The sequence below is a fragment of the Bombilactobacillus sp. ESL1197 genome, from assembly GCF_058107145.1.
This window is the reverse complement of record NZ_JBYLTY010000001.1, coordinates 311,425-334,649: the sequence shown is the minus strand read 5'-3', so window position 1 is coordinate 334,649 and position 23,225 is coordinate 311,425. Positions and strand designations below refer to the sequence as shown.

Below are 23,225 nucleotides of genomic sequence, written 5' to 3'. Positions count from 1 at the left end.
TCGCTTCGAACTGACAAGCGAGTTTTTTGTTGTCTTATAAATAAAATTTGGTGGTTTGATAATTATAGACATTTTGGGAATAATCAAAAATCCGCCCACTAGTTGAATAAAACACTTCTTGAACGACTAAGCCAAAACTAGTTTTAGCCAAAGCTAATTTTTGCGCTTCTAATTCTGTTAAGGGCCGTACAGCAAAATACTTATCCGAAAAACCCACTTTAATCTGATGAACTTGTTGCAAATAATGAAAGATAGACCCGGTCGCAATGGCAACATTTAAAAACGGTACCTCTTCAGTACTATAATATGAAGTTTCCCAACACGAAATTACTCCTTGTGCTAGCTTGATTCTTTGGACTTGATACACGGGCGTTTTCTGTGAACAATGTAAATATTGGGCGATCTCTACTGTGGGATAGATTTTTTTGACAGTCACATCCGCATTCGTTAATTGATTGTCTTCCAAGTCATTGGTCCAACCATGATTGGTCTTAGAAAAGTTCAGATAACCAGCTTTAGGCGGTTTACGCACAAACGTCCCACTACCTTGCACTTGATAAATTAAGCCCGCTCGTTCTAATTCTGTTAAGGCTTTGAGAATTGTAGTCTTACTCGTCTGATAAGTAGCTTTTAACTCATTTAAGCTCGGCAATTTAGCACCTTGTGGCAACGAATTTTGTTGCATCATTGCAATTAGTTGTTGGGCTAACTGTTGATATTTAAGCATAGAAACCTCCTTGACAATCTAATCATCATTTTAAAAAGCGCTTGCAAAAATTAATTTAGCGTTTTAAACTGTACGTGTACAGTTGTGAAAGCCCTTACTGCTAGTTTAACAGAAAATTGGTATTGATTAAGTCTTGATCTTACTTTGACAATAATGGAGGTTGTTACATATGAAAGACTTTATTAACAAAAAGTTACTACCACCGGTAATGAAATTCGTCAATACTAGGCCCCTCAAAGCGATTAAAGATGGAATGATTTATCCCATTCCCTTTATCATCATCGGCGCTATTTTTTTAATCCTAGGGCAACCACCAATTCAGGCCTTACAAAATTATTTTAATAAAATTGGTATTGCTGCTGTGTTCATGCAAGCAAGTGATGCTTCCTTCGGCATCATGGCTTTGTTTGCCGTCTTCGGCATTGCCTATTCTTGGGTCAAAGATGAAGGCTTTGATGCTGCACCTGCTGGACTCTTAGCGGTCACGGTCGATATCATTTTACAACCTAGTACCATCACTAAAGTCACTAGTATCGCCCATCCCGATAAAACATCCACCGCTTGGCAAGTTTCCGGGATCATTGACAAAAACTGGCTCGGCGGGCAAGGGATGATTATCGCTATCTTAGTTGGACTCTTTGTTGGTTGGCTTTACTCCTGGTTTTTGAAGAAAAATATTACTATTAAAATGCCGGAACAAGTTCCCCCTAATGTGGCAGGTTCTTTTACTGCTTTGATTCCGGCGGCCGTCATTGTTTCGTTAGCGGCGGTTGTGTATGGCATCTTCAAATTAGGCTTCAATACTACCTTAGCCGAATGGATTTATAAGGTTATTCAGATTCCACTGCAACACGCTACCGATGGCTTGTTAGGCGTCATTGTTATTTCTCTATTACCAGTCTTTTTATGGTTCTTTGGCGTACATGGCTCCACGATTGTTGGCGGGATTATGGGACCATTATTATTATCAAATAATGCTGATAATTTGGCTTTGTATAAAGCTGGTAAATTATCTTTAGCTCATGGTGCCCACATTGTCACTCAATCTTTTATGGATCAATGTTTAACAGTCACTGGTGCCGGTATGACCATTGGTTTAGTCGTTTTCATGTTTGTTTTTGCCAAATCAGCCCAGATGAAAGCTTTAGGCAAATTGGAGATTGTTCCAGCTTTATTTAACATCAATGAACCAATCTTGTTTGGTTTACCGATTGTTTTAAATCCCATGCTAGCAATTCCCTTTATTTTAACACCGGTCATCTCGGGACTATTAACCTATGCTGTCATTGCCCTCGGCATTATTCCACCTTTCAACGGGGTCTACGTTCCTTGGACCACACCAGCAATAATTTCCGGCTTAATTGTCGGCGGTTGGCAAGGAGCTGTTTGGCAAACCTTAATGTTAATTATGAGCTTCTTTATTTACTATCCATTCGCCAAAAAGTATGACAGCATTTTATTAGCACAAGAACAAAAATCCGTTGCTGAAGACTAAAATTAATTTAGCTTATAAAAAAAGAGCCCCTAACGGCTCCTTTTTTATTGGCTTACTCAACTGAACATCAACTATTTGAATCCCCACGATAAAATTATTTATTTTCAGCTGCCGCACTGGGCAAGAAGAATGAGGCCAGTAAGCCAATGACGGCAAACACAATCATTAAAATAAAACTCCATTGATAGCCAATTTCGGTAGCCTGAACTTGACCAACACTAGTCTTTAGAGTAGCTGCCAAAGCCACCAGCAACATAGCTAAGGCTGTTCCCAGTGACCCCCCGATTTGACGCACCGTCGATGAAGCAGCATTGGCATGAGCCGTTAACTGCGGTTCAATCATATTGATACCGGCAGTAAAAGTCGTCATCATTGTAAAGGAAATACCCACCATCCGAACAGCATAGCACAGTCCAATCAAGACTAAACTTGTCTGAGTATTGAACCACAGCATGGGCAAAGTACCTAACAACAACATGGCAAAGCCAAAGAACGCTAACTTCTTAATTCCAAGTTTATCATAGAGTGTTCCCGAAATAGGATTACAGATAATCATCACAATAGCCCCCGGCATCATGACTAAGCCCGCAATCAAGGCCGATTCTTGCCGTGTTGTCTGTAAATACAATGGCAAAACTAATTCAATGCCCACCATTGCAATATTACTAATCATACTTAACATAGTACATAAGTCAAAACGCCAATTTCTAAAGACGCGAATATCTAATAGTGGTTCCTGCATTTTTAATTGGCGCCGACAGAATAAATAAATGACTAAAATCCCGATAAGGAAAATAACCGCTAAACTCACCGTAATTTTACCCGTATTGCCCACTTCGGATAAAGCATATAACAATAGACCAAAGCCAATAATTGATTCGATAAAGGATAAAAGATCGGTTGTTTGTAATTTGGGTGTAGTTAGATTTTGAATCGTAAACAACGCTAAAATGGCAACTAAAGCACTCGTCACACTCAAAATAATAAATAACATTTGCCAATCAGCGTATTTCAAGATTAAACCGGATATTGTCGGCCCGACCGCCGGACCAAAGCCAATTACGAATCCCGTAATCCCCATGGCGAAGCCGCGTTTTTCGGGGGGAAACATCATCAAGATAACATTTTGAATAAATGGCATTAACCCCCCGGCTGCCACGGCTTCAATAATGCGTCCAGTCAATAAAACCCAAAAGTTGGGTGCCATTAGACAGACAATGGAACCGACAAAGAAGATTACCATCATTGTCAAAAAATTTTGTTTCAAATTAAAAGAATCAAAAATCCACGCCGAAATGGGAATCATTAAGCCCACCACTAACAAGTATGCAGTCGTTAACCATTGCGCAGTGGCTTGATTGACCTGAAACGCACGCATAATAGTGGGCAAAGCATTATTTAAGAACGTTTCAGCTAACAAAGCCACAAAAGAACCAAACAATAACACGGCCATCATTAAAGCTCGTTTTTTTCCAGAAATACTTTTAACTGTCGTTTGCAATTTTGCTATCTCCTTTTTGTAGCAAGCTACACTTTTGCATAAAATTTAGAAATTTTGAATGATCTGCGTCAAAATTTTCGCTAATTGAGCCTGCTGCTTCTCCGTTAAGCCGGCAATAATTTGATCATTAACACGACTCATTGTCGCGCGAATATCCACAATATGCCGATCTAATAAAGCACCCCCTTGCTGCGTCAACGACAAACTAACTTGACGGCGATCATTCGACAAATGCCCCGTATTAATTAACTGGGCCTGTTCCAAACGTTTGACGATGCTTCGCATTGTTGGGTGACTCAAAGCAAACTTTTGTGCCACTTCGCGTTGCGTAATCGTGCGACCGTTAGATTCATATAAATAAACCAGCAATGTAATCTGCGGACCGGTCAAGTTTTGTTCTGGAATGAGTTTAGCGATTTGATTATTTAATTCTTTTTCAATTAAAGTATTAGCTACTTTAATCTGCGGACCCAATTGCCGTAATAAATCAGCAGTCATTCAACCACAACTCCTTTTCAAAAAGGTAGTTTACTACATTTTTTTAAAAAAGCAAAATTTTTTTGAGCATTAATTTACTGCCTAACAAAGTGCTAAACTAGTACTGGGCAAGTTATGAGGGGGATTAAAAATGAAATTCACTTTTGAAACTGCATTTGGAATTTTTCTATTGTTGTTAGGACTATGGGAATTTGTTGCTGTGCATAATCACTTCAAAAGTGTTCAAAAGTATGCCACTGCCAGTACATCACATTTTGTGGCATTAGCCTTATACTCAGGAACCTACTTTGGAGTTTGCTGTTTAATTTTCAGTATATTATTCATTCTAAATCTTGCCTAAAAAATTCGTTTACTGAATCAACTGCCGCTAGGCCCGTTGTTCAATAAACGAATTTTTAATTACTATTTGTGGAGTAGACTTGGAGCATCAATCACTTCTTCAAACGTAAATTGGTGCTGGTTATAAGTGAATTTTAAAATATTACAATTTTTCAATAATGGCATTTGGGCAATATCCTGAGCTTGCGGCCAATGCTTCAATAGAAAGGCATGGCAGGCGCCACCGTGACTAACTGCCAAAACTCGATGATGATCAGGTTGCTCCATAATGTGGGTCAAGGTCTGATCCATCCGTGCTTGAACCTGCGCCACTGACTCACCACCATAATAAACAAAGTAGTCACCATACGAGTGTGCTTGCGGATCAATTGGTGGATTTAATCGTTCACTTTCACCTTCGTACAAGCCAAAGTTCCACTCTTTAATTCCCTTTAATCGCTGATATGGTTGGCTGGTGACGCATTCCAAAGTATCACTGGCCCGTTCTTGTGTAGACGAATAAGCATGATCAAACGTAATTCCTGCTTGTTTGAAATATTGCCCCACCTCTTTGGCTTGGCTAATACCTTGCTGAGTTAATGGCGAATCACAAGCTCCTTGAATTCGATGAGTTTGATTAAATAAAGTTTCACCGTGACGCATAAGATATAATTCTGACATAATTAACAATTTCCTTTCCTCAAAAGTTGGAAACGATTAATTAAATTATACCGCTTATTTAAGGAAACTCTGTATTAAATTAACAACATGTAGAATCATTTTTATCAGTCGTCATAGCATCATAGACGGCTTCTAAAGTTTGGTAAACAGTCGTTGCATCTAAATCATGTTGCGCAAACAGTTGTTGCCACCAATCATTCATCACTTGCCGTAATTGGCAAACTTGATTTTGCCCACGCTTAGTCAGATTAATGCGCTTAGCACGGCGATCATCCGCGTCGCATTGACGTTTAATATAATTCTTTTGGGCTAGAGTTCGCAAATCACGGGCCAACAAGCTCGGATCCATGACCATTTTTTTGGCAATTTCTTGTTGCCTGTAATTAGGATGTTCATCAATAAACAATAGTAGATCGGTTTCGGTCGCCCGCATCTTTAAACAATCTAATTGTTTATTACACTCATTTTTCGAACCACGATAAATTCCGGCAATAAACTTGCTCAAGTTATAATAGTCCAATCATTTCCCCTTTCTGTTCGCCAACACACTACCACCCACTTTTGGTCGCAACTTAATTTATTGTTGCCGCTTTAACAATTTTTTAGTAACCCACCGAATGTATTTTTTATATTGATTAGCTGGTAAATCTTCAATCAAAGTCAAGGCTTTTTGGGAATAGTTTTGGGCTAACTGTTGTGCTGCTTTTAAACCGCCCGAAGTCCGAACCCGGTCCGCCACAGCCGTAATTTCTGCTGGTGTTAACTGCTTTTTATCCATTAAAAATTGTTTCAATTCATTATCGAACTGCAAGGAGTAAATCAGCGGAATGGAATAGACACCATTTTTTAAATCCTCTAATTGGGGTTTGCCAGTTTGCTTATGGCCTTGGTAATCTAAAATATCATCTTCAATTTGAAAAGCCATGCCAATATTGTGGCCGATAAAACGAGCATGATGAATAATTGTCGGATCATCCGTTGCCAAAACAGCGCCAAATTGTGCACTTAGTTCAATTAGCTGCGCCGTTTTACCTGCAATTTCGCGCAAATACATTTTCACAGTGGCTTGCGGGTTATAATTAATCCGTAACTGATCTAGTTCACCTTTTAAAATTTTTTTCATACCGCGCGCATTTAATTGTACTTCTTGTTGATTAGTTGCTACCTGACTGATTAAATCAAAATAGACGGTCATCAAATAATCGCCGGCATAAATCGCATTGCGATCTCCCAAGTGAACTTGGATAGTTTCCACATTGCGCCGTAACTTAGAATCATCAATGACGTCATCATGGATCAAAGTGGCAATATGCAAAACTTCCATGGCCGCAGCTGCTTGAATCTTTGTTTGGTACGCCACATCGCCAAAATCACTAAAAATTAATAGGCAAGCGGGGCGAATCATTTTACCACCGCTAATCACTTGTTCGCGAATTGGTTGGGCAATTGCTTGATCTAGTGGATCAATTTGTTTTAAAATAAAGTTTTGAACGTCCTGCAATTGCTGTTTCAATTCAGGAATTGCAGACCACATCGGGTTAATCATTGACAGGCACCTTTTCATGTATAATCTTTATATAGTATATCAAAAATTAAGTGAGGTTTATTGAAAGTTTGAAACCAAAAGTTTTTTTAGAATTAGTTGAAATTAAAGCCAAAACGGCGAGTGTGTTTCCTTTTTTATTAGGTGTGTTTTATACCATTTACCATTATCAGCAGCTGAACTGGCTCAATACCATTCTCTTTTTTGTGGCCATGTTGTTATTTAATATGGCGGTTGATATTAACGACAACTATTGGGATTACAAAAATGCTGATCATGATCAAGGCCAAAACTTCCGCCAAAAAACCAATGTCATTGGAGTTAATCATTTAAATATTCATAAAATTGGTTGGCTCAACTATTCCTTGATGGTTGTGGCAGCTTTAATTGGCTTATTGTTAGTAGTCAGAGTTGGCTGGTTATTACTAGTTATGGGACTCTTTTGTTTTGCCGTCGGATTTTTTTATGCTGGTGGCCCGTGGCCGTTAAACTCCTTACCCTTAGGCGAATTATTTGCGGGCTTTACGATGGGCTTTATGATCTTTTTCATCACGGTCTGGCTCAACGTACACCAATTAGTCAGCCTTAACTGGTCTTTTATTTTACCAATATTATTGGCCTCAAGTCTAGCAATGTGCGCGATTGCTTCCCTACTTTTAGCTAATAACATTTGTGATTATCAAGAAGATTTAGATTTAAAACGTCATACCATTGTCCGTTATCTAGGAGTTAATAGCAGTCTCTGGTTATATGCACTGTTATTAATTGCTGGTTATTTATTGTTATTACTCGCTGTGATTAAGAATTATTTGCCCTGGTTTGTCATGCTGACTTGGCTAACCATTCCGGTCGTCTACCAAAATACCCGACAATTCTTTGTAGTTCATGTCAAACAACAAACCTTTAAACTAGCAGTGCAAAACTTATTTATCATGACTTTCACCCAAGTCGTCACTTTAGGAATCGGTTTAATTATTCCTTAGTTTTTTGTAATCGCGATTAATTTCTTGGGCGCACCGCATAATACACAAAGTAAAAATGGTATCGACAGTTATATCAATTGTCAATACCATTTTTTGATTATTTAATTAATTGATAAGTGTCCCGCACGATCATCAATTCTTCATTGGTTGGAATCACGAAAACTTTAATGGGTGAAGCACTTTGACTAATTAAAGCAGTTTTGCCACGCACCTGATTGGCTTTCGGATCTAACAGCACTCCTAAATGTTGTAATTGTTGACAAACACCCGCACGCACTCCAGCATCATTTTCACCAATCCCCGCCGTAAAGACCAAAGCGTCTGGCTGTTCATTTAGTAAAGCTAAATAAGATCCTACATATTTAACAATCCGATTAATAAACATTTGTTGCGCCAATTGCGCTTGTTGATTACCTTGTGCAGCCGCTTCATCAATATCCCGTTTATCATTGGACAGCCCGGAAACACCGAGCAAACCCGAATGATGATTTAAAATATCTAACACTTCCGAGATATCAGAAATCTGTTCTTTTTTCATCAAGTACTCTAAGATCGAGGGGTCAATATCACCACTTCTCGTCCCCATCATCACGCCAGCTAAAGGCGTAAAGCCCATCGAAGTATCAATGGCTTGCCCATTTTCAATGGCCGTCACCGAAGCACCGCTACCTAAATGCAGCGTAATTAAATTGGTTTGCGCAACTGGTTTTTGTAATAATTGGGCTGCTTGCTCTAAGACATAGCGGTGACTAGTACCATGCGCACCATATTTTCGGATGTGATCTTGACGATAATATTTCATTTCTAAGGGATATAAATAATTGACGGGCGCTAGAGTTGTGTAAAATGACGTATCAAACACTGCCACTTGTGTAGCTTGCGGTAATAATTTGGCAAAAACTTGAATATAATAAGCCTCCGTCGCGTTATGTAGCGGCGCTAATTCGGCTAAATTAGCAATTTCTTGGGCGACATACGGGGTTATTTTAGTTGAACGCTTAAATTTTTCACCGCCTGACACAATCCGGTGCCCGACACCTTTAATATCTTCTAAGTGCTCCACAATCCCCAAGCTTTTGAGACGTGTTAAAATTAAGGTAGCAGCAATTTGTTGATTAGTAATCGCTTCTTGTTGTTTAAACTTGTGGCCCTGATATTCTGCTTCAAACACTGCGTCAACTTTACCTAGACGATCGATCATTCCTTGTGCTACTTTTTTTTCACTCGGTAAATCATAAATCTGCCATTTCAAACTCGAACTACCTGCATTGACCGCCATTATTAACATAAAATTCAGCCTCCAATTCCTTAGTTGGCTTAATTATACTTCAAAGAAACCGGTTGCACAAAAGTTGTTAATAAAGCCTCTAGCTAGCGAACAAAATCGCAAACGGCCAGCTAAGAACGCTAAATTATGATTTTTTATCTTTCAGAAATACCGTTTTGGGGATTTGTGGCACACTCTCATTTATACGCATTTCCATTTATCTCAACAACTTCAGAAAACTTTAAAATAAATACAGTATATCGGTTTTCAGAACTTCAGAAAAAGTTTATAATAATTGTTAGAATTACATACAAAGAAAGGATTGGGTTTATGGCTCACATTGTAATTTTAGGAGCAGGCTATGCTGGCTTAGGTACCGCCAGAAAATTAGCAAAAATTGCTCCTGCAGACACACAAATTGATTTAATTGACCGTAACACTAAGCATGTTGAATCAATCGAACTTTATCAAGTCGCTGCGGGTACCGCCAACGCAGACAAAATCAGTTTTGATATTCGCGGAGTATTACCGGATAATGTTAACTTTATTCAAGCGAATGTTTCAAAAATTGATTATGAAAACAAAACGGTTGAATTTGCTGATCATGATGACTTAACTTACGATTATGTTGTTCTTGGTTTAGGTTTCCGTTCTGAAAACTTTGGTATGGAAGGTGCTGATCAGTACTCTTACAAACTGCAAGATATTCCTTCCGCCGAAAAGATTTATGAAGTTATCAACTCTAACATTCGTAATTATAAGCAATCCCAAGACCCGAACGACTTAAATATCGTAGTTTGTGGTGCTGGTTTTACTGGTATCGAATTATTGGGTGAATTAATTGACACCGCTAAGATCTTAAAAGCTAAGTATGGTGTTCCCGAAATTAACATTACTAGTGTGGAAATGGCACCGCAAATTTTGCCAATGTTTGACTCTGAGTTGGCACAATATGCTGTTGATTTCTTAAGCAAGAACGGCATTAAAATCATGACCAGTGCAAAAATTAAGAAGATTGAGCCAAATGCTGTTGTTTATACAAAGGGCGACAGTGATGAAGAACAACGCATCTACGCTAATTCTATTATCTGGACAGTTGGTGTTAGTGGTAGTGATGTCATCAAAGACTCCGGCTTCAATGCTCGGCGCAACCGGATTACAGTTACCGACTATCTAAACATTGAAGATCATCCTGAAATTTATGTGGCTGGTGATGATTCTGCTTCCATGGATCCTAAATCCGAACGACCATTACCAACTACCGGCCAATTAGCTTTGGCACAAGCAATTGTTGCTGCAGAAAATATTGTTGCTGACATTCAAGATACTCCAAAGAAGAAGTTTGTTTACCAATCTAAAGGAACAATTGCTTCCTTAGGACCTTCTCATGGTATTGCTGAAATTACCAAACCACACTTGAAATTAAAGGGTGCTGTTGCTGCTATGGCTAAACGCTTCTCCTTTGAACAAGTTTTATATGAAGTTGGTGGCGTTAAGGGTCTCCAAAAGAAATAATTTATCAATCACAATCAGATTTAACAAAAAATTCTAGTTATTTTTCCAATGAGGAAAAGTAGCTAGAATTTTTTATTTGTTTTCTCGTAATTAATAATAGTAATTCAAAGAAACTATTTAAAATAGTGTACATTAAATTGTAAAAAATATTGTTAAGCAATAGCCATTCATCTTTAAATTACACTAAAAGAATTAATGACAAAAAATTAAGTACTTTACTTTGCCCCAATGCCAACAATTTGAAAAATTGTTACTAATTTAGTAAGATAAATTACAAGAATGTAGGTGGTGAAAAATCAAGATTACATATAAAAATAAACGTGTCCAGCAAGTCTGTACAATGCCTAAAAAAGCACAAAAAATTTATGGTAAAGAGATTGCAGTTGCACTCTTGGGATTAGTTAATGCTTTAAACAGCGCAGAGAATTTACAAGATATTAATGCTTTAAGAATTTATCATGTACATAAATTATCTAATAATCGTCATGGTGAATTATCACTTGATATTAAGGGCAGGAAAAATAGTTATCGCCTTATTCTGCAGCCCCTAGCTAGTGATTATCAGCCATTAATTGATTCCACAGATAATTTGGTTTTATTCTACACTGCTGTTGATATTGTTAGGATTGAGGAGGTATCTAAACATTATGAATAAAACAATTACAGATAATTTTGCTGCCTTTCATCCAGGATACTATATTAAACAATATTTAAAATCTCAAAACATGAATCAACATGAATTAGCTAAGCGTTTAAATACTAATGAAAAAACCGTTAGCCAACTAATCAATGGCAAAATACCGCTAACTGAACAATTAATCGAAGGTTTAGCCATTATTTTAGGAACATCGGCACAATTTTGGAGAAATTTAAATAATCAATACCTAGACACTATAAATCAAATTAAATTTGAGCAGCAATTAACTAAAGATAGTGCAATTGAAAAACAAATGGATTATAAATTTTGGCAAAACTTAAATCTTGTACCAGAAACACATCAAACTAGACAAAAAGTATTGGAATTAAGAAAATTTTTTCATGTATCCTCTCTTGAAGTCTTAAAAAATCATGATTTTTTAGTCCAATATAAAACCGCTGTTCCAAAAATTAAAGATACTAACATTATTAATTCTAATGCCTGGGTACAAACTGCCTTAAATTTGGGTAGTAACACTTCCGTGGAACCCATTAATATTACATTTCTCAAGGAAAAATTACCGCAGATTAGATCCATGACCACCCAAGAACCGGAAATATTTTTACCTAATTTAAAGGAAATTTTTTCTAAAGCGGGTGTAGCTTTCGTCATCTTACCCAATCTAAAAAATTGTGGTATTAACGGTGCGGTTAAATGGTTAAGTAACGATAAGGTATTATTAGCTTTAAACGACCGCCGTAAATATGCGGATATTTTTTGGTTTGCACTTTTCCATGAAATCAAACATATTTTTCAAAATAAAAGAGGACACATTATTGTATCCCCTCAAAAAAATGAGGCCATTAATAGTATTTTAGACTTATCTAAATTAGAAAAAGATGCTGATTTATTCGCCCAAAATTATCTAATTCCACCTAAATTGTATCAAGCTTTTATTATGCAAAATAATTTCTCAGCTGAAGCTATCGTCAATTTTGCTAAATCTACTGATTTACACCCTGGCATCGTCGTTGGTAGGTTACAAAGAGAACATAAAATTTCCTTTAATCAATATAACAATTTTCGACAGCAATATAATATCACTAATTAAAGAAAAGATATTTTTTAAAATAGATTCAATAAAACAGTCAATGTTATGACGCTTAGCAACGTGCTCATTAATGTACAGCTCGAAACTAAATCTGGCTCCGTTTTAAATTGAATCGCATATAGTGTAGTATTGGCCGCACTCGGCATTGCCGACATTAACACAACAATCTGTGTCAAAAGCGTGGAAACGCCGACCCAACGACAAATCAATAGTGCCAGCACAGGGGATAAGACCAAGCGCACCAGCACTGCTACACTAATTGTTTTTAACGCTACTGTTTTTGTAGTTACGTCAGCCAATTGCATCCCCAAAATCAACATAATTAACGGAATGGCAATGTTGCCAATCATATTAACACTCTTCATTAAGTTAGCTGGTAATTGGATTTGATAAAAATGTAGTAGAATAGCTGGTAAAATCACGTAATTCATTGGCTGTTTCAAGACGGCCATACCAGCAGCTTTAAATCCAGCTAGGCCGCGTTCATGAGCCGAAGCAGCAATATAGACCCCCACAAAGCCCATCAAAATATTATGAAAAACCATAATCATCATCGCCAGACTAGTTCCTTTAGCTCCAAAAGCAAATAAAACCAAAGGTACCCCGTAATTACCACTATTGGGAAAAACCGTCGCTAACAAAAAGGCATTCACCTGACTCCGCGAAAATTTTAAAATGCGCCCGATTACTACGCCAACTACAATCAAACTCAACATAATTAATGTTGAAGTAATAATAATATTTAAAAAATTTTGATTGAGTGTCTGTTTATAAAAAGTTTGAAAAACCAAAAATGGCAGGAGCAAATAAATCGATAGCGTGGACAATGGTTTAACATCTAAGCGAAAAATTTTTTGAAAAAGATAGCCCGCTAAAAAAATTAATAATACTGGTAGCATTACTTGATTAAAAGCTGTCATTAACTTGATCCTTTCAGGACTTACTTGGTAATTTTTTCAATACTCGCGCTGGTGAACCAGCAAGGATGACGTTACTGCCAAACGATTTGGTCACTGTCGCGTTAGCGCCGACGATTACATTATCACCCAGGCTAACTCCCGGCAAAATTACCGCATTCCCACCGACCCAGACATTGTCGCCGAGCGTAATCGCTTGTCCTAAACCAATGCCTGCACTGCGCTGAATAGGATCTTGTGGATGCGTGGCCGCATATAATTGTACCTTCGGCGCCAATAAACAGTTATCACCAATCGTCACGGGCGCAATATCTAGAATCGTACAATCATAATTACACAAAAAGTTATCACCAACGTGAATATTATAACCAAAATCACAGCGAAAATTCGGTTGAATGTACGGATTAGTCCCCACTGAGCCCAACAGTTGCCGAATCACCTGATCTTTTTGTTGCGTAGCTTGATCATCCAATTCATTTAACATTTTACATAAGCGCCGTGCCCTGGTTTCATCAGCCGCCAATTCTGGGTCAAAAATATAATACGGTTTTCCAGCTAAAAATTTTTCTTTTTCTGTCTGTGCCATCAAATAATCTCCTCAATCAAAAAACGAGCGGGTAAATCCAGGCCTCATAGCACCGCTAAGCTTGAATTTTCCATCTCGTTTTTATGGTTTTATTCAATTAATTTTATTTTAAAAATTTAGGATTAGCAGTAACATGAAAAGCATCTGCCAAATCATGCAATTGGGCATCAGTAATTTCTTGTTTAATTTGACCGCCTTGCGCACCAATTTGTGAGTAAATCGTGGCTGCTTTTTCAACCGTTTCAATTAAACCAAAAGCCTCATCTAATGTCGTACCCGTACCAAAAATCCCGTGGTGGGGCCACATAACTACCCGAAAGTCCTGCATCTTGGCAGCCGTGGCTTGCCCAATTTCATTCGTCCCTGGTGTCATGTAAGGAATGACTCCCACACCTTCAGGGAACACAACTAATGATTCTGCCTGCATCTTCCATAACAACAAAGAAATGCTCTTTTCATCCAATTCGTGCGTAAAAGACAACGCAATCAAATTCGTTGGATGACAGTGCATCACCACGCGGTGGTTAGGATCAACTTTCAACCGTTCAATATGTGACATTAAATGACTCGGAAATTCAGAAGTTGGGGCCGCACCATCTTCATAACCCCATAATAAATCAGCATGTTGCCCATCAGCAGTGATTTTAACCAAACCTAAATCAAGGTTAGGTTGATGAATAACATTCCGGAAATAACGCCCCGTAGCCGTTACCAAAAAGTAACTCCCTACTAACGCACTAGCATCAAAGCCCAGGTCGATAGTCCGCTTAACTACAGCAACATCATCAAATGGCGCCACATCTTCAGCCGTCAAACGTAAGGACACATTACCACCATTACGCTCATCCCAGCCTTCTTGATAAGAGGCTTGTGTTATTTCACAAACTTTTTGTACATATTTAGAATCACCAAAACTTGTCATGCTTACAATTCTCCCTTATTAAGTCCATTAATATTTTTAAAAATGCCAAAATTTACGCTGAACCACGAATAAACAATCGAGTCATTGTGATGACTTAATTGTTTATTCCGAGTTAAAACTCAGTTATTGAGTATCATTCAGTTTTATCTTAGCGCTTAAATTGAACGTCTTTTTCGTATTGCCGAATTTCTTTGAGCCAATCCATCCCGACTGGAACATTATTCCGCAAACAAAATTCATCCCAAACTGCACCAAATGGATAAGATTTTAATTCTTCAGTTTCTACTAAGCGTTGCGTAAAGTCATAATGCAACTCGTCTTCTTTTAATTGGGCTAAAGGTGCCAACATTGCTTGTAATAAAGCCTTTTGGGTTGCCCGGGCACCAATGACCCAAGCAGAAACCCGATTAATCGTAGCATCAAAGAAGTCTAAACCAATATTCGTCTTATCTAATTCGTTATCCCGCACTAGCGAGCGAGTAATCCGTTGCAAAGCTTCATCAAAGATGACTACGTGGTCACTATCCCAACGAACTGGACGCGAAACATGTAACATCAAGCCGCGGCCAAATGGCAAAAAGGCAGAAAACTTGTCGGAAACATCTTCAGTTGGATGCCAGTGACCTGCATCAATCGTCCATAATTTGTTACGAGTAATCGCATAGTTGTTGTAGAACAAATGAGAACCTACCGTGTAAGACTCAATACCTGTACCAAACAATTTACCTTCAAAGGATTCAATCGTATTCTTTTCATCATATTTGTCTTTAATAATTTCATCTAAGGACTCAATCATCCGCAAGCGCGGTGTCGCTTTATCAATGGGATTATCTTTAAAACCATCAGGCATCCAGAAATTATTAATTGATTGTTGACCCAATTCTTGACCAAAGTAATTTGAAATTTTCCGTGATTGTTTCCCTACTTGAATCCAAAAATCACGAATATCTTTTTCTGGACTAGCTAAGGTAAAATTATTTTTGACTTTGGGATGAGAGAAGAAAGTAGGATTCATATCCAAACCAATTTTTTCTTCCTTAGCCCAATCAACCCAATACTTAAAGTCTTCTGGACCAATTTCATCAAAGTCTTTTTTGCGATCTGTGACCGCATATAAAGTATGCAGCTGCACTTTATGATGACCAGGAATTAATGATAATGCTTCGTGTAAATCACCCGTTAATTCATCAGGTGTTGTAGCAATCCCCGGATAATCACCGCTGACGCCAATGCCACCGGTTAATTCTTGTTCCGGATTCACAAAGCCATGAATGTCGTCACCTTGCCAACAATGCACAGATAATTTAACTTTTTTCAATTGTTCCATGGCAGCTTCTGTATCTACGCCAATTTCAGCATACCGTTCCTTGGCGGTTTGATAAGCATTTTCAACAGTTTCAGATTTAGTCATAATCACACATCTCCTTAAAAATTTAATTCAAATGAAAAACCTCATGTAAGTCGGTCGTCACTGGACTTTGATCCGGATTCGTATCCATAATCGGTTCCATATATGCCCACCACTTTTTGCAGGCATCAGACTCGGAAATCTGATTATATTTATCAAGGTCATCAACTTCTAAATAAGCAAACAAATTGCCCGTGGCTTTATCCAGAAAAATTGAGTAATTATGCGCACCAGCAGCTTTCAAAGCTTGGCGCATTTCCGGAAACAAATTATTGTGTCTCTTTTCATACTCAGCATATTGATCTGGATAAACATGCATTAATTGTCCCAAACGGACTGTCACTTTTGGTCACTTCCTTTTTATCTAAATTTGCTACGCCAAGTTTTTAAATGTTCTTGCATATCTTGTTGCGGTTGATATTGCTTTAAATCAAAGGAATCAGCTATGATCCGCCGTGCCAAATAAACATTTAAAATATCACCTTGCGCAATCATCTGCACAATCAAATTGCCAATGGCCGTGGCTTCAGTGGGGCCAGCAAACACATTCACACCAGCAATATTAGCTGTTAACTGGTTCATTAAAGCTACATTGGCACCACCACCAACAATATTCAACGTGTCAATTTGATAACCTAAAATTTGGCCCAAAATATCTAATTCATTAGCGTAATACAGTGACAAATTCGAATAAGCAGCCATCGCAATTTCACCAGGAGTTTGCGGGACTTTTTGGTGCGTTTCACGACAGTAAGCTTGAATTTCTGGAATCATCGCTGGTGGATTTTGAAAGCGCTGATCATTGACATCAATATATTGTTGAAATGGCGTTTCTTGTTGTGCTAACTGAGCTAATTGCGCAAAACTATATTGATCATGTAATTCTTTTTTAATATTTTGCACAATCCACAAGCCCATAATATTTTTCAAAAACCGATACGTGCCATACGCACCCCATTCATTGGTGTAGTTGTGTTTAAATGCTAACTGGCCGTTCTCCGGCACATTCAATTCGGCCCCAATCAAAGACCAGGTTCCTGAGCTCAAGTAAGCCCAGCGTTGCCCGAGTCCGGGAGTTCCTACGACGGCCGAGGCCGTATCATGGGTCGCTACCGTAATTACTTGAGCTTGGGGCAAATCGTAATCGGGGAATTTATCCGTTTGTAATTCACCCAGCATGGTTCCGGGGTCAACTAACTTAGGAAATTGATCGGCACTGACATTAACCTTTTGCAACAAATGTTCATCAAACAAGCCTTCGCGTAAACTTAACATTTGCGTCGTGGATGCATTAGTAACTTCCGTTACTGCTTGGCCCGTTAGCACATAACCCAAGTAATCGGGAATCATTAAAATTTTGTCGGTGTGTGCTAATAAATCTTTGTCTTCTTCAAACAATTGGTATAACGTGTTAAAGTCTAAAAATTGAATCCCGGTTTTTTGATAAATATATTCTTTGGATAAATCAGAGGTTAAATCGTGAATCGCATTTTTAGTCCGCGCATCCCGATAAGAAACCGGATCTTTCAAACGTTGACCATCTGAACCGACCAAAACGTAATCAACAGCCCACGTATCAATTCCCACTGTTACTTCCACATAACCAGCTTGTTTGACTTTTTGCAGTCCCAGTAAAATTTCTTGGATAATATGATCAATGTCCCAACAATCAGCACCATTTTTGGAGGTAAATCCATTGGTAAAACGGTGCATTTCTTTCAATTGCAATTGGCCATCAATTAATTGACCCAGCATCAAACGCCCACTGGAAGCGCCAATATCAATTGCTACATAAGTTTTACTCACTAACTGCACCTTCTATTCTTCTTTGGTACCATAACGTTCCAAAGTGATTTCATCTAAAGATTTACCTTGAGTTTGTGGCGTCCAAATAACACCAATAATCAAAGATACTAACAGCAAAATAATCATGACCGTCCCAGCAACCTTAAAACCAAGATCTGCTAAAATCATTGGGAAAATGATCGACCAAATCCCAGAGCTACCACGGACAATAAAGAACATAAACCCTTGGGAGCCAGCACGGTACTTCGTGGGAAAAAGCTCCACTGCCCATAAAGCATACCAAGCTTGGGCACCAATTCCGGCAGATAGTCCCCAAATAATTACAAAAGCAATTAAAGCGGCCCAGCCGAAGCCAATATAAGTTAAAATTACCCAAGAAATAACAGCCATTAAAGCCCCTACAAAGAAGAAGCCCCGGGGATTAAGCCGATCGCCAAATAAGGCAAAACCGAAGTAACCAGATAAAGCGGTACATAACCACAAAACTGCTTGTAAAATATTTGCCTGCAAGGTATTTAAGCCACCGACAGTTTCATACACAAATGGCATAAAGAAGCCCATCGCCCCCGCAACTAAATTCCAGAGAGCATAAACACCGCATAAGAAGAGAATACTTTTAATGGAAACCATATTCGAAAATAATTCTTTATATGGATGCGGCTTAATTCCTGATTGCCGTTCTTTTTCCTTTTGTTGCAACCAATCCTGAGATTCCGGTAAGTTTCTTTGTAACAACCACGCAATAAATGCCACAATTGTTAAAAAGACAAATAATAAACGGTTACCTAATAAACCAAGTGGTGCAAATAATGATGCTGCTACAAAAACTAACGTCGGTCCCATGGACCAGGAAAATTGAGAAATCCCAATATCATGGGCCCGATTTTTTCCATCAGATGTTTCACCAATATACGTCCAAGAAGCAGGAACCCCCGCACCTACAGCCATACCTGTTACTAAAAAACCAATTAGTAACATCGGAAAATTAATAGAAAACACAATTAAAAGTGTTCCGACCATGTAGACCAACATATCATAGGTATAAATCATTTTGCGGCCGTATTTATCAGACAAATGCCCGCCAATGATGGCTCCCAATGCCGAACCAAAAGCATTAGCACTCAATGCCCCTAATAAACCGACGGCAAAGCTACTCAAACCAAAGTGCTTTTGCCACATTGTTAAACCTGCACCGCCCGCAACGATTGAGCCTGAGTCTAAAAAATTGGTTAAGGATACTGCCCACGTTGAAGCGTGCGAACTTTTAGCCATAACTTCAGATCTCCATTCATAATTCTTAATCGTAAACGTTTACTGTATAGATTGTAAGCGTAATCGCTAGACTAGCGCAATGGCATAATTCTTGATAATCAGTATCATATTAATACATTTTTTAATTTAATGATTTTAGATTCTGGAAATCAACCAGGGGCACAGTTCGTAATTTTTATCTATAAAAGCACTTTTTAGATTATTTTTTTGTAAAAATAAAATATTTAAACCATTCATCGCAAAACTTTATGAATAAAATCACAAGTTTTTATTGAAATCGTTTTTTGATAGTGACATAATCATTGTTGAAAAGGGTGAATTTCAAGAAAGGGGTTTTATTAATGAAAATTACTGCCGCTGTTGTCAAAGAACAAGGAGCACCATTTACCTTAGAAGATGACATTGAACTGCACGAAGTTGGTCCGACTGATCTCCAAATTCACATGGTGGCCAGCGGGATTTGCCATTCTGATGAAGCGATTCGCAAAGGCGATGCTTCGGTAGGCTATCCAGCAATTTTAGGTCATGAAGGGGCCGGTATCGTTGAAAAAATTGGTTCCGAAGTGAAAAACTTTCAAGTCGGTGATCATGTTATTTTATCTTTTTACGCTGATGGAACCTGCGATAATTGTTTAAAAGGGGTGCCCACACAGTGTCGTAATTATGGTGATTACAATTTGTCTGGAGTCCGGGCCGATGGTGAAGATCAATTTACTCAGAACGGTCAGCACATCTCTAATATGTTTAATCAATCCTCGTTTACAACGACTACCGTTGTTGACCAACGTAATGCTGTCAAAGTTGATAAAAGTTTAGATTTACGGAAATTAGGACCATTAGGTTGTGGTTATGTAACTGGTTCCGGTACTGTCTTTAATACTTTGCAACCGAAACCTGGTGATACGATCGCTGTCTTTGGTACTGGTGCCGTCGGTCTAGCTGCTATGATGGCCGGACGCATTTCTGGTTGTATTAAAGTTATTGCCGTGGACGTAGTTCCTCAAAGATTGGCCTTAGCCAAAGAATTAGGAGCTACAGATACGATTAATAGTAATGATGAGGATGCCGTGGCTAAAATTCAACAATTAACTAATGGCTATGGCGTTGATTGGACGGTTGACACTACTGGTATTCCTGCAGTAATCAAAAACAGCGTTTTAGCATTAGCTCAAGGCGGAACGTGTGCTGCGATCGCCGTGACACCAAAATTATTAGAAATTTCTACTTGGAATGATCTCTGCGTTGATGATCGCAAAGTCGTTGGTGTCAACATGGGCGATTCCATTCCTCAAGTTGATATTACCCGCTTGATTGAATTTTATAAGTTAGGTTGGTTTGACTTTGATAAAACTGAAAAGTTCTATGATTTCAAGGATATTAATCAAGCCAATGCCGATTCTGTTTCGGGGAAAACGATTAAACCGGTTTTGATTATTGATCCCGACTACCAACCAGATAAATAATCGTCGTTACTCGACAGTAACTTGGGAATTTAAGAGTATTATAAAAGGAAATGTTTGGCTCAATCTTAATCATTGACCAACATTTCCTTTTTGTTCCGTTATTGATTGCTAATCAGCTTGCGAAAGGATTTTATTATGAACGCACAAGTTATCCAAATGCTCCAACAAAAAACCAGTTTAGAACAACAACAAGAAGCAACTCATCATTTTATTGCCGATTTACCACAAAGTGCAGTCGCTACTTCTGTCGATCATCAAGCACTCCTCACTTTAACTAACGATTACTTTTTTAAGTACCATTCTGTCTATATCAGTAAACATAACCGCTTTGCCCCCTACCCTAAACACACGCATAAATTTTTAGAATTAAATTATATGTTAACTGGCAGTTGCTCTGAAGTCGTCGATGGGCAACTAGTCAAATTACATGAAGGTGATATTCTAATGATGAATGTTGGTTGCAGCCACTCTATCAAAGCACTCGGGACCAACGATTTACTCATCAATGTTTTGTTTCGCGACAGTAGTATTACTTTCAATTTATTAAACAGTATTCACAAAAATAATAGTATTACTTATAGTTTTTTATCTGATATTTCTCTTGGCAAGCATCCTACCCGCAATTATATTTTATTTCCGCAAAACCAAGACATCAAAGAAACCATGGACGAAATTATTGAAGAATATTTTCTTGAAAAATCGTACTCGAGTCGGATCATTGAATCTTATTTAGATATTCTTTTAGCCAAAATCCTCCGTCACCATCCTTTGCCGACAGTAAAAACCACCAATCGCCAACAAGATTTAATCATTCAATGCTTAAACGAAATTGATCAAAACTATGCCACCATTACTTTGGAACAGCTAGCTAATAAATATGGCTATAACAAAGATTACCTGGGTAATTTAATTAAAAAACACACGCATAATACTTTTTCCCAACTAAAAACCAAACAACGGCTCATTCAAGCTAACAGCCTATTACAATCCAGTACTTTACCGATTAATAAGATTATCACTAAAGTCGGGATTAAAAACAAAAACTTTTTTTATCAAAAATACCATGAATTTTACGGCATGTCGCCCGCCCAAAAACGCGCTGACTTTCAAAAGCGCCATCAAGCTTTATAATGCCTATGCAATTGTTAATTGGATTTTAGCTTGTGTTATTTGCTGGGCAATATCTGCTGACGGACGTTGATCACAAATGATTTCTGCTATGTTCGTTTGCTGAAAAGAGGACATTAAAATATAATCATGACGTCCAAACTTTGAATGATCCACTAACAACACAACTTTCCGTGCGGTTTGCAACAACATCTGTTTCAAAGCATTTTGTTCTTCATTCGCCATATAAATCCCATGTTCATCTAACGAATTACACGACATAAAAGCAATATCTGGACGGTAATTTTGGGCTAAATCACGTAACGCCCGATAACCTAAAATTGAATTTGATTGGTAAGGGACTTCTCCTCCTAAGATAGACAGCTTAATATTTTGCAATTGATTAACTTCAGTGGCAATGTGCAAGTTATTCGTAATAATATGCAGTTGGCGTTTGCCAGCAAAATACTTCGGCAAAAAAGCTAAGGTCGAAGAACCGTCCAAGAAAATTGCTTGATTATTGTGAATCCGTTTTGCAGCTAAGGAGCACAACTTTTTTTTCGCAGCTTCATTCTCACTACGCCTAATAGCATAGGTCATTTCCACATTGGAGTTTTTGAGCAAACTGACATAACCCTGGTCACGTTTGACGGTATTTGTGAGCTCTAAACCAATGAGATCACGTCGTAAAGTCGAAGTGCTGATGCCCAGCTTTTGTTGTAAAATACTAGTCTTTACTTTTTTGTGATTCGATAAAATCTCAATAATACTTTGAAGTCGTTCTGCTTGTGTCATCTGACAATTCAATTCTTTCAGGTTACTTTTTAATTATTATACAATAATTATTTTAAAAAAATCAGTGAACATTTATGAACATTAACCGTTTTACCAAGCAAAGATTATCTTGTTAAAGCCTTTACTTTAAACTAAAATAAAACTGTAGTCTAATATCAGATGTTTATATTTGTTCATTGAGATGAACGGACGCAGGTGATAATAATGACAGAATACGCCGACCTTTTTAGTAATCAACTGATTTTTTTAAATTCTGAAATATCTGACTTTGCTGCGCTATGCCATCACATTTCACAAAAATTATTAAAGTTAGATTTGGTTACTACTAACTATGAACAAGCCTTGTGGCAACGTGAACAAAAGTTTCCCACCGGAATTAAGACCCCTTATATTACTATTTCTTTACCTCATACTAAACCACAGCACATTAATCATTCATTTATTACTTTAGTGCGTACGAACAACCCGATTTTAATGCAACAAATGGATCAACAGTTTATCATTCCTGTCCAAAACTTTTTCTTTTTAGGAATTTCGGACAAAACGCCTTCTTTACATAGCCAATTATTAAAGCGCTTTCTGCAACTGTCTAATAGTCCTGATTTTGTGAACGACTTTCTTTATATTAATAACATTAATGATTTATATGATTACTTACTCAACACTTTTTAAC

Annotated in this window: 23 protein-coding genes; 8 read left to right on the top strand and 15 right to left on the bottom strand. The window is 37.9% G+C overall.

Features of this window, described 5'->3' with window-relative positions; all coding sequences use genetic code 11:
- Nucleotides 1-34 precede the first annotated feature (34 nt).
- A complete protein-coding gene (locus AC3B6B_RS01375) occupies nt 35-727 on the bottom strand; it encodes a GntR family transcriptional regulator (RefSeq protein ID WP_489756919.1) in 693 nt (230 codons plus the stop codon).
- Between the two features lie 169 nt (nt 728-896).
- Here AC3B6B_RS01375 and AC3B6B_RS01370 point away from each other — a divergent pair, with 169 nt between their 5' ends.
- Nucleotides 897-2,222, top strand: a complete 1,326-nt coding sequence (locus tag AC3B6B_RS01370; protein WP_489756918.1) for a PTS sugar transporter subunit IIC — start codon at nt 897-899, stop codon at nt 2,220-2,222.
- A 94-nt stretch (nt 2,223-2,316) separates the two neighbouring features.
- Here AC3B6B_RS01370 and AC3B6B_RS01365 read toward each other — a convergent pair whose 3' ends face one another.
- The 5 genes from AC3B6B_RS01365 to AC3B6B_RS01345 form a co-directional block, all read right to left on the bottom strand.
- Nucleotides 2,317-3,723, bottom strand: a complete 1,407-nt coding sequence (locus AC3B6B_RS01365) for an MDR family MFS transporter (protein WP_489756917.1) — start codon at nt 3,721-3,723, stop codon at nt 2,317-2,319.
- A 45-nt stretch (nt 3,724-3,768) separates the two neighbouring features.
- Nucleotides 3,769-4,221: a MarR family winged helix-turn-helix transcriptional regulator gene (locus AC3B6B_RS01360; RefSeq protein ID WP_489756916.1), complete on the bottom strand. Its 453-nt coding sequence runs from the start codon at nt 4,219-4,221 to the stop codon at nt 3,769-3,771.
- A gap of 402 nt (nt 4,222-4,623) precedes the next feature.
- The gene (locus tag AC3B6B_RS01355) at nt 4,624-5,220 is read right to left on the bottom strand and encodes a histidine phosphatase family protein (protein ID WP_489756915.1); all 597 of its coding nucleotides are present in this window, start codon (nt 5,218-5,220) and stop codon (nt 4,624-4,626) included.
- 79 nt (nt 5,221-5,299) lie between these two features.
- Complete coding sequence (locus AC3B6B_RS01350) at nt 5,300-5,740, bottom strand: MarR family transcriptional regulator (protein ID WP_489756914.1); 441 nt, start codon at nt 5,738-5,740, stop codon at nt 5,300-5,302.
- 57 nt (nt 5,741-5,797) lie between these two features.
- Nucleotides 5,798-6,766, bottom strand: coding sequence for a polyprenyl synthetase family protein (locus AC3B6B_RS01345; RefSeq protein ID WP_489756913.1), 969 nt, complete (start codon nt 6,764-6,766; stop codon nt 5,798-5,800).
- A gap of 68 nt (nt 6,767-6,834) precedes the next feature.
- Between AC3B6B_RS01345 and AC3B6B_RS01340 the strand changes: the two genes are divergently transcribed.
- Nucleotides 6,835-7,746 carry a 1,4-dihydroxy-2-naphthoate polyprenyltransferase gene (locus AC3B6B_RS01340; RefSeq protein WP_489756912.1) on the top strand — a complete coding sequence of 304 codons (912 nt, stop codon included), beginning with the start codon at nt 6,835-6,837 and terminating at the stop codon, nt 7,744-7,746.
- 97 nt (nt 7,747-7,843) lie between these two features.
- Here the strand turns inward: AC3B6B_RS01340 and AC3B6B_RS01335 are convergent, their stop codons facing one another.
- Nucleotides 7,844-9,034, bottom strand: a complete 1,191-nt coding sequence (locus AC3B6B_RS01335; RefSeq protein ID WP_489756911.1) for an acetate/propionate family kinase — start codon at nt 9,032-9,034, stop codon at nt 7,844-7,846.
- 309 nt (nt 9,035-9,343) lie between these two features.
- Here AC3B6B_RS01335 and AC3B6B_RS01330 point away from each other — a divergent pair, with 309 nt between their 5' ends.
- The 3 genes from AC3B6B_RS01330 to AC3B6B_RS01320 all read left to right on the top strand — a co-directional run bounded on the left by AC3B6B_RS01330 (nt 9,344) and on the right by AC3B6B_RS01320 (nt 12,276).
- A complete protein-coding gene (locus AC3B6B_RS01330; RefSeq protein ID WP_489756910.1) occupies nt 9,344-10,528 on the top strand; it encodes an NAD(P)/FAD-dependent oxidoreductase in 1,185 nt (394 codons plus the stop codon).
- Nucleotides 10,529-10,868: 340 nt separating this feature from the next.
- Nucleotides 10,869-11,183 (top strand): hypothetical protein, encoded by a 315-nt coding sequence (locus AC3B6B_RS01325; RefSeq protein WP_489756909.1) that lies wholly within the window; start codon nt 10,869-10,871, stop codon nt 11,181-11,183.
- Nucleotides 11,176-12,276 (top strand): helix-turn-helix domain-containing protein, encoded by a 1,101-nt coding sequence (locus AC3B6B_RS01320; protein ID WP_489756908.1) that lies wholly within the window; start codon nt 11,176-11,178, stop codon nt 12,274-12,276. The genes AC3B6B_RS01325 and AC3B6B_RS01320 overlap by 8 nt, the downstream gene beginning before the upstream one ends.
- Nucleotides 12,277-12,290: 14 nt before the next feature.
- On the opposite strand, the gene AC3B6B_RS01315 is transcribed toward AC3B6B_RS01320, so the two are convergent.
- The 7 genes from AC3B6B_RS01315 to AC3B6B_RS01285 all read right to left on the bottom strand — a co-directional run bounded on the left by AC3B6B_RS01315 (nt 12,291) and on the right by AC3B6B_RS01285 (nt 19,187).
- A complete protein-coding gene (locus AC3B6B_RS01315) occupies nt 12,291-13,196 on the bottom strand; it encodes an AEC family transporter (protein WP_489756907.1) in 906 nt (301 codons plus the stop codon).
- Nucleotides 13,197-13,209: 13 nt separating this feature from the next.
- The gene (locus AC3B6B_RS01310) at nt 13,210-13,779 is read right to left on the bottom strand and encodes a sugar O-acetyltransferase (protein ID WP_489756906.1); all 570 of its coding nucleotides are present in this window, start codon (nt 13,777-13,779) and stop codon (nt 13,210-13,212) included.
- Nucleotides 13,780-13,882: 103 nt separating this feature from the next.
- A complete protein-coding gene (rhaD, locus tag AC3B6B_RS01305) occupies nt 13,883-14,701 on the bottom strand; it encodes a rhamnulose-1-phosphate aldolase (RefSeq protein ID WP_489756905.1) in 819 nt (272 codons plus the stop codon).
- Between the two features lie 148 nt (nt 14,702-14,849).
- Complete coding sequence (locus AC3B6B_RS01300; protein WP_489756904.1) at nt 14,850-16,112, bottom strand: L-rhamnose isomerase; 1,263 nt, start codon at nt 16,110-16,112, stop codon at nt 14,850-14,852.
- A 22-nt stretch (nt 16,113-16,134) separates the two neighbouring features.
- Nucleotides 16,135-16,452 (bottom strand): L-rhamnose mutarotase, encoded by a 318-nt coding sequence (gene rhaM, locus AC3B6B_RS01295; protein WP_489756903.1) that lies wholly within the window; start codon nt 16,450-16,452, stop codon nt 16,135-16,137.
- A gap of 17 nt (nt 16,453-16,469) precedes the next feature.
- Nucleotides 16,470-17,915: a rhamnulokinase gene (rhaB, locus tag AC3B6B_RS01290; protein WP_489756902.1), complete on the bottom strand. Its 1,446-nt coding sequence runs from the start codon at nt 17,913-17,915 to the stop codon at nt 16,470-16,472.
- Nucleotides 17,916-17,927: 12 nt separating this feature from the next.
- Nucleotides 17,928-19,187: an MFS transporter gene (locus AC3B6B_RS01285; RefSeq protein ID WP_489756901.1), complete on the bottom strand. Its 1,260-nt coding sequence runs from the start codon at nt 19,185-19,187 to the stop codon at nt 17,928-17,930.
- Between the two features lie 341 nt (nt 19,188-19,528).
- Between AC3B6B_RS01285 and AC3B6B_RS01280 the strand changes: the two genes are divergently transcribed.
- Nucleotides 19,529-20,650: an NAD(P)-dependent alcohol dehydrogenase gene (locus tag AC3B6B_RS01280; RefSeq protein WP_489756900.1), complete on the top strand. Its 1,122-nt coding sequence runs from the start codon at nt 19,529-19,531 to the stop codon at nt 20,648-20,650.
- A 135-nt stretch (nt 20,651-20,785) separates the two neighbouring features.
- Nucleotides 20,786-21,781, top strand: coding sequence for a helix-turn-helix domain-containing protein (locus tag AC3B6B_RS01275; RefSeq protein WP_489756899.1), 996 nt, complete (start codon nt 20,786-20,788; stop codon nt 21,779-21,781).
- A gap of 3 nt (nt 21,782-21,784) precedes the next feature.
- Here AC3B6B_RS01275 and AC3B6B_RS01270 read toward each other — a convergent pair whose 3' ends face one another.
- Entirely contained in the window at nt 21,785-22,552 is a 768-nt protein-coding gene (locus AC3B6B_RS01270) for a DeoR/GlpR family DNA-binding transcription regulator (protein ID WP_489756898.1), read from the bottom strand.
- Between the two features lie 204 nt (nt 22,553-22,756).
- On the opposite strand from AC3B6B_RS01270, the gene AC3B6B_RS01265 reads away from it, so the two are divergent.
- Nucleotides 22,757-23,224, top strand: a complete 468-nt coding sequence (locus tag AC3B6B_RS01265) for a PTS sugar transporter subunit IIA (protein ID WP_489756897.1) — start codon at nt 22,757-22,759, stop codon at nt 23,222-23,224.
- The last annotated feature ends 1 nt before the right edge of the window (nt 23,225 follow it).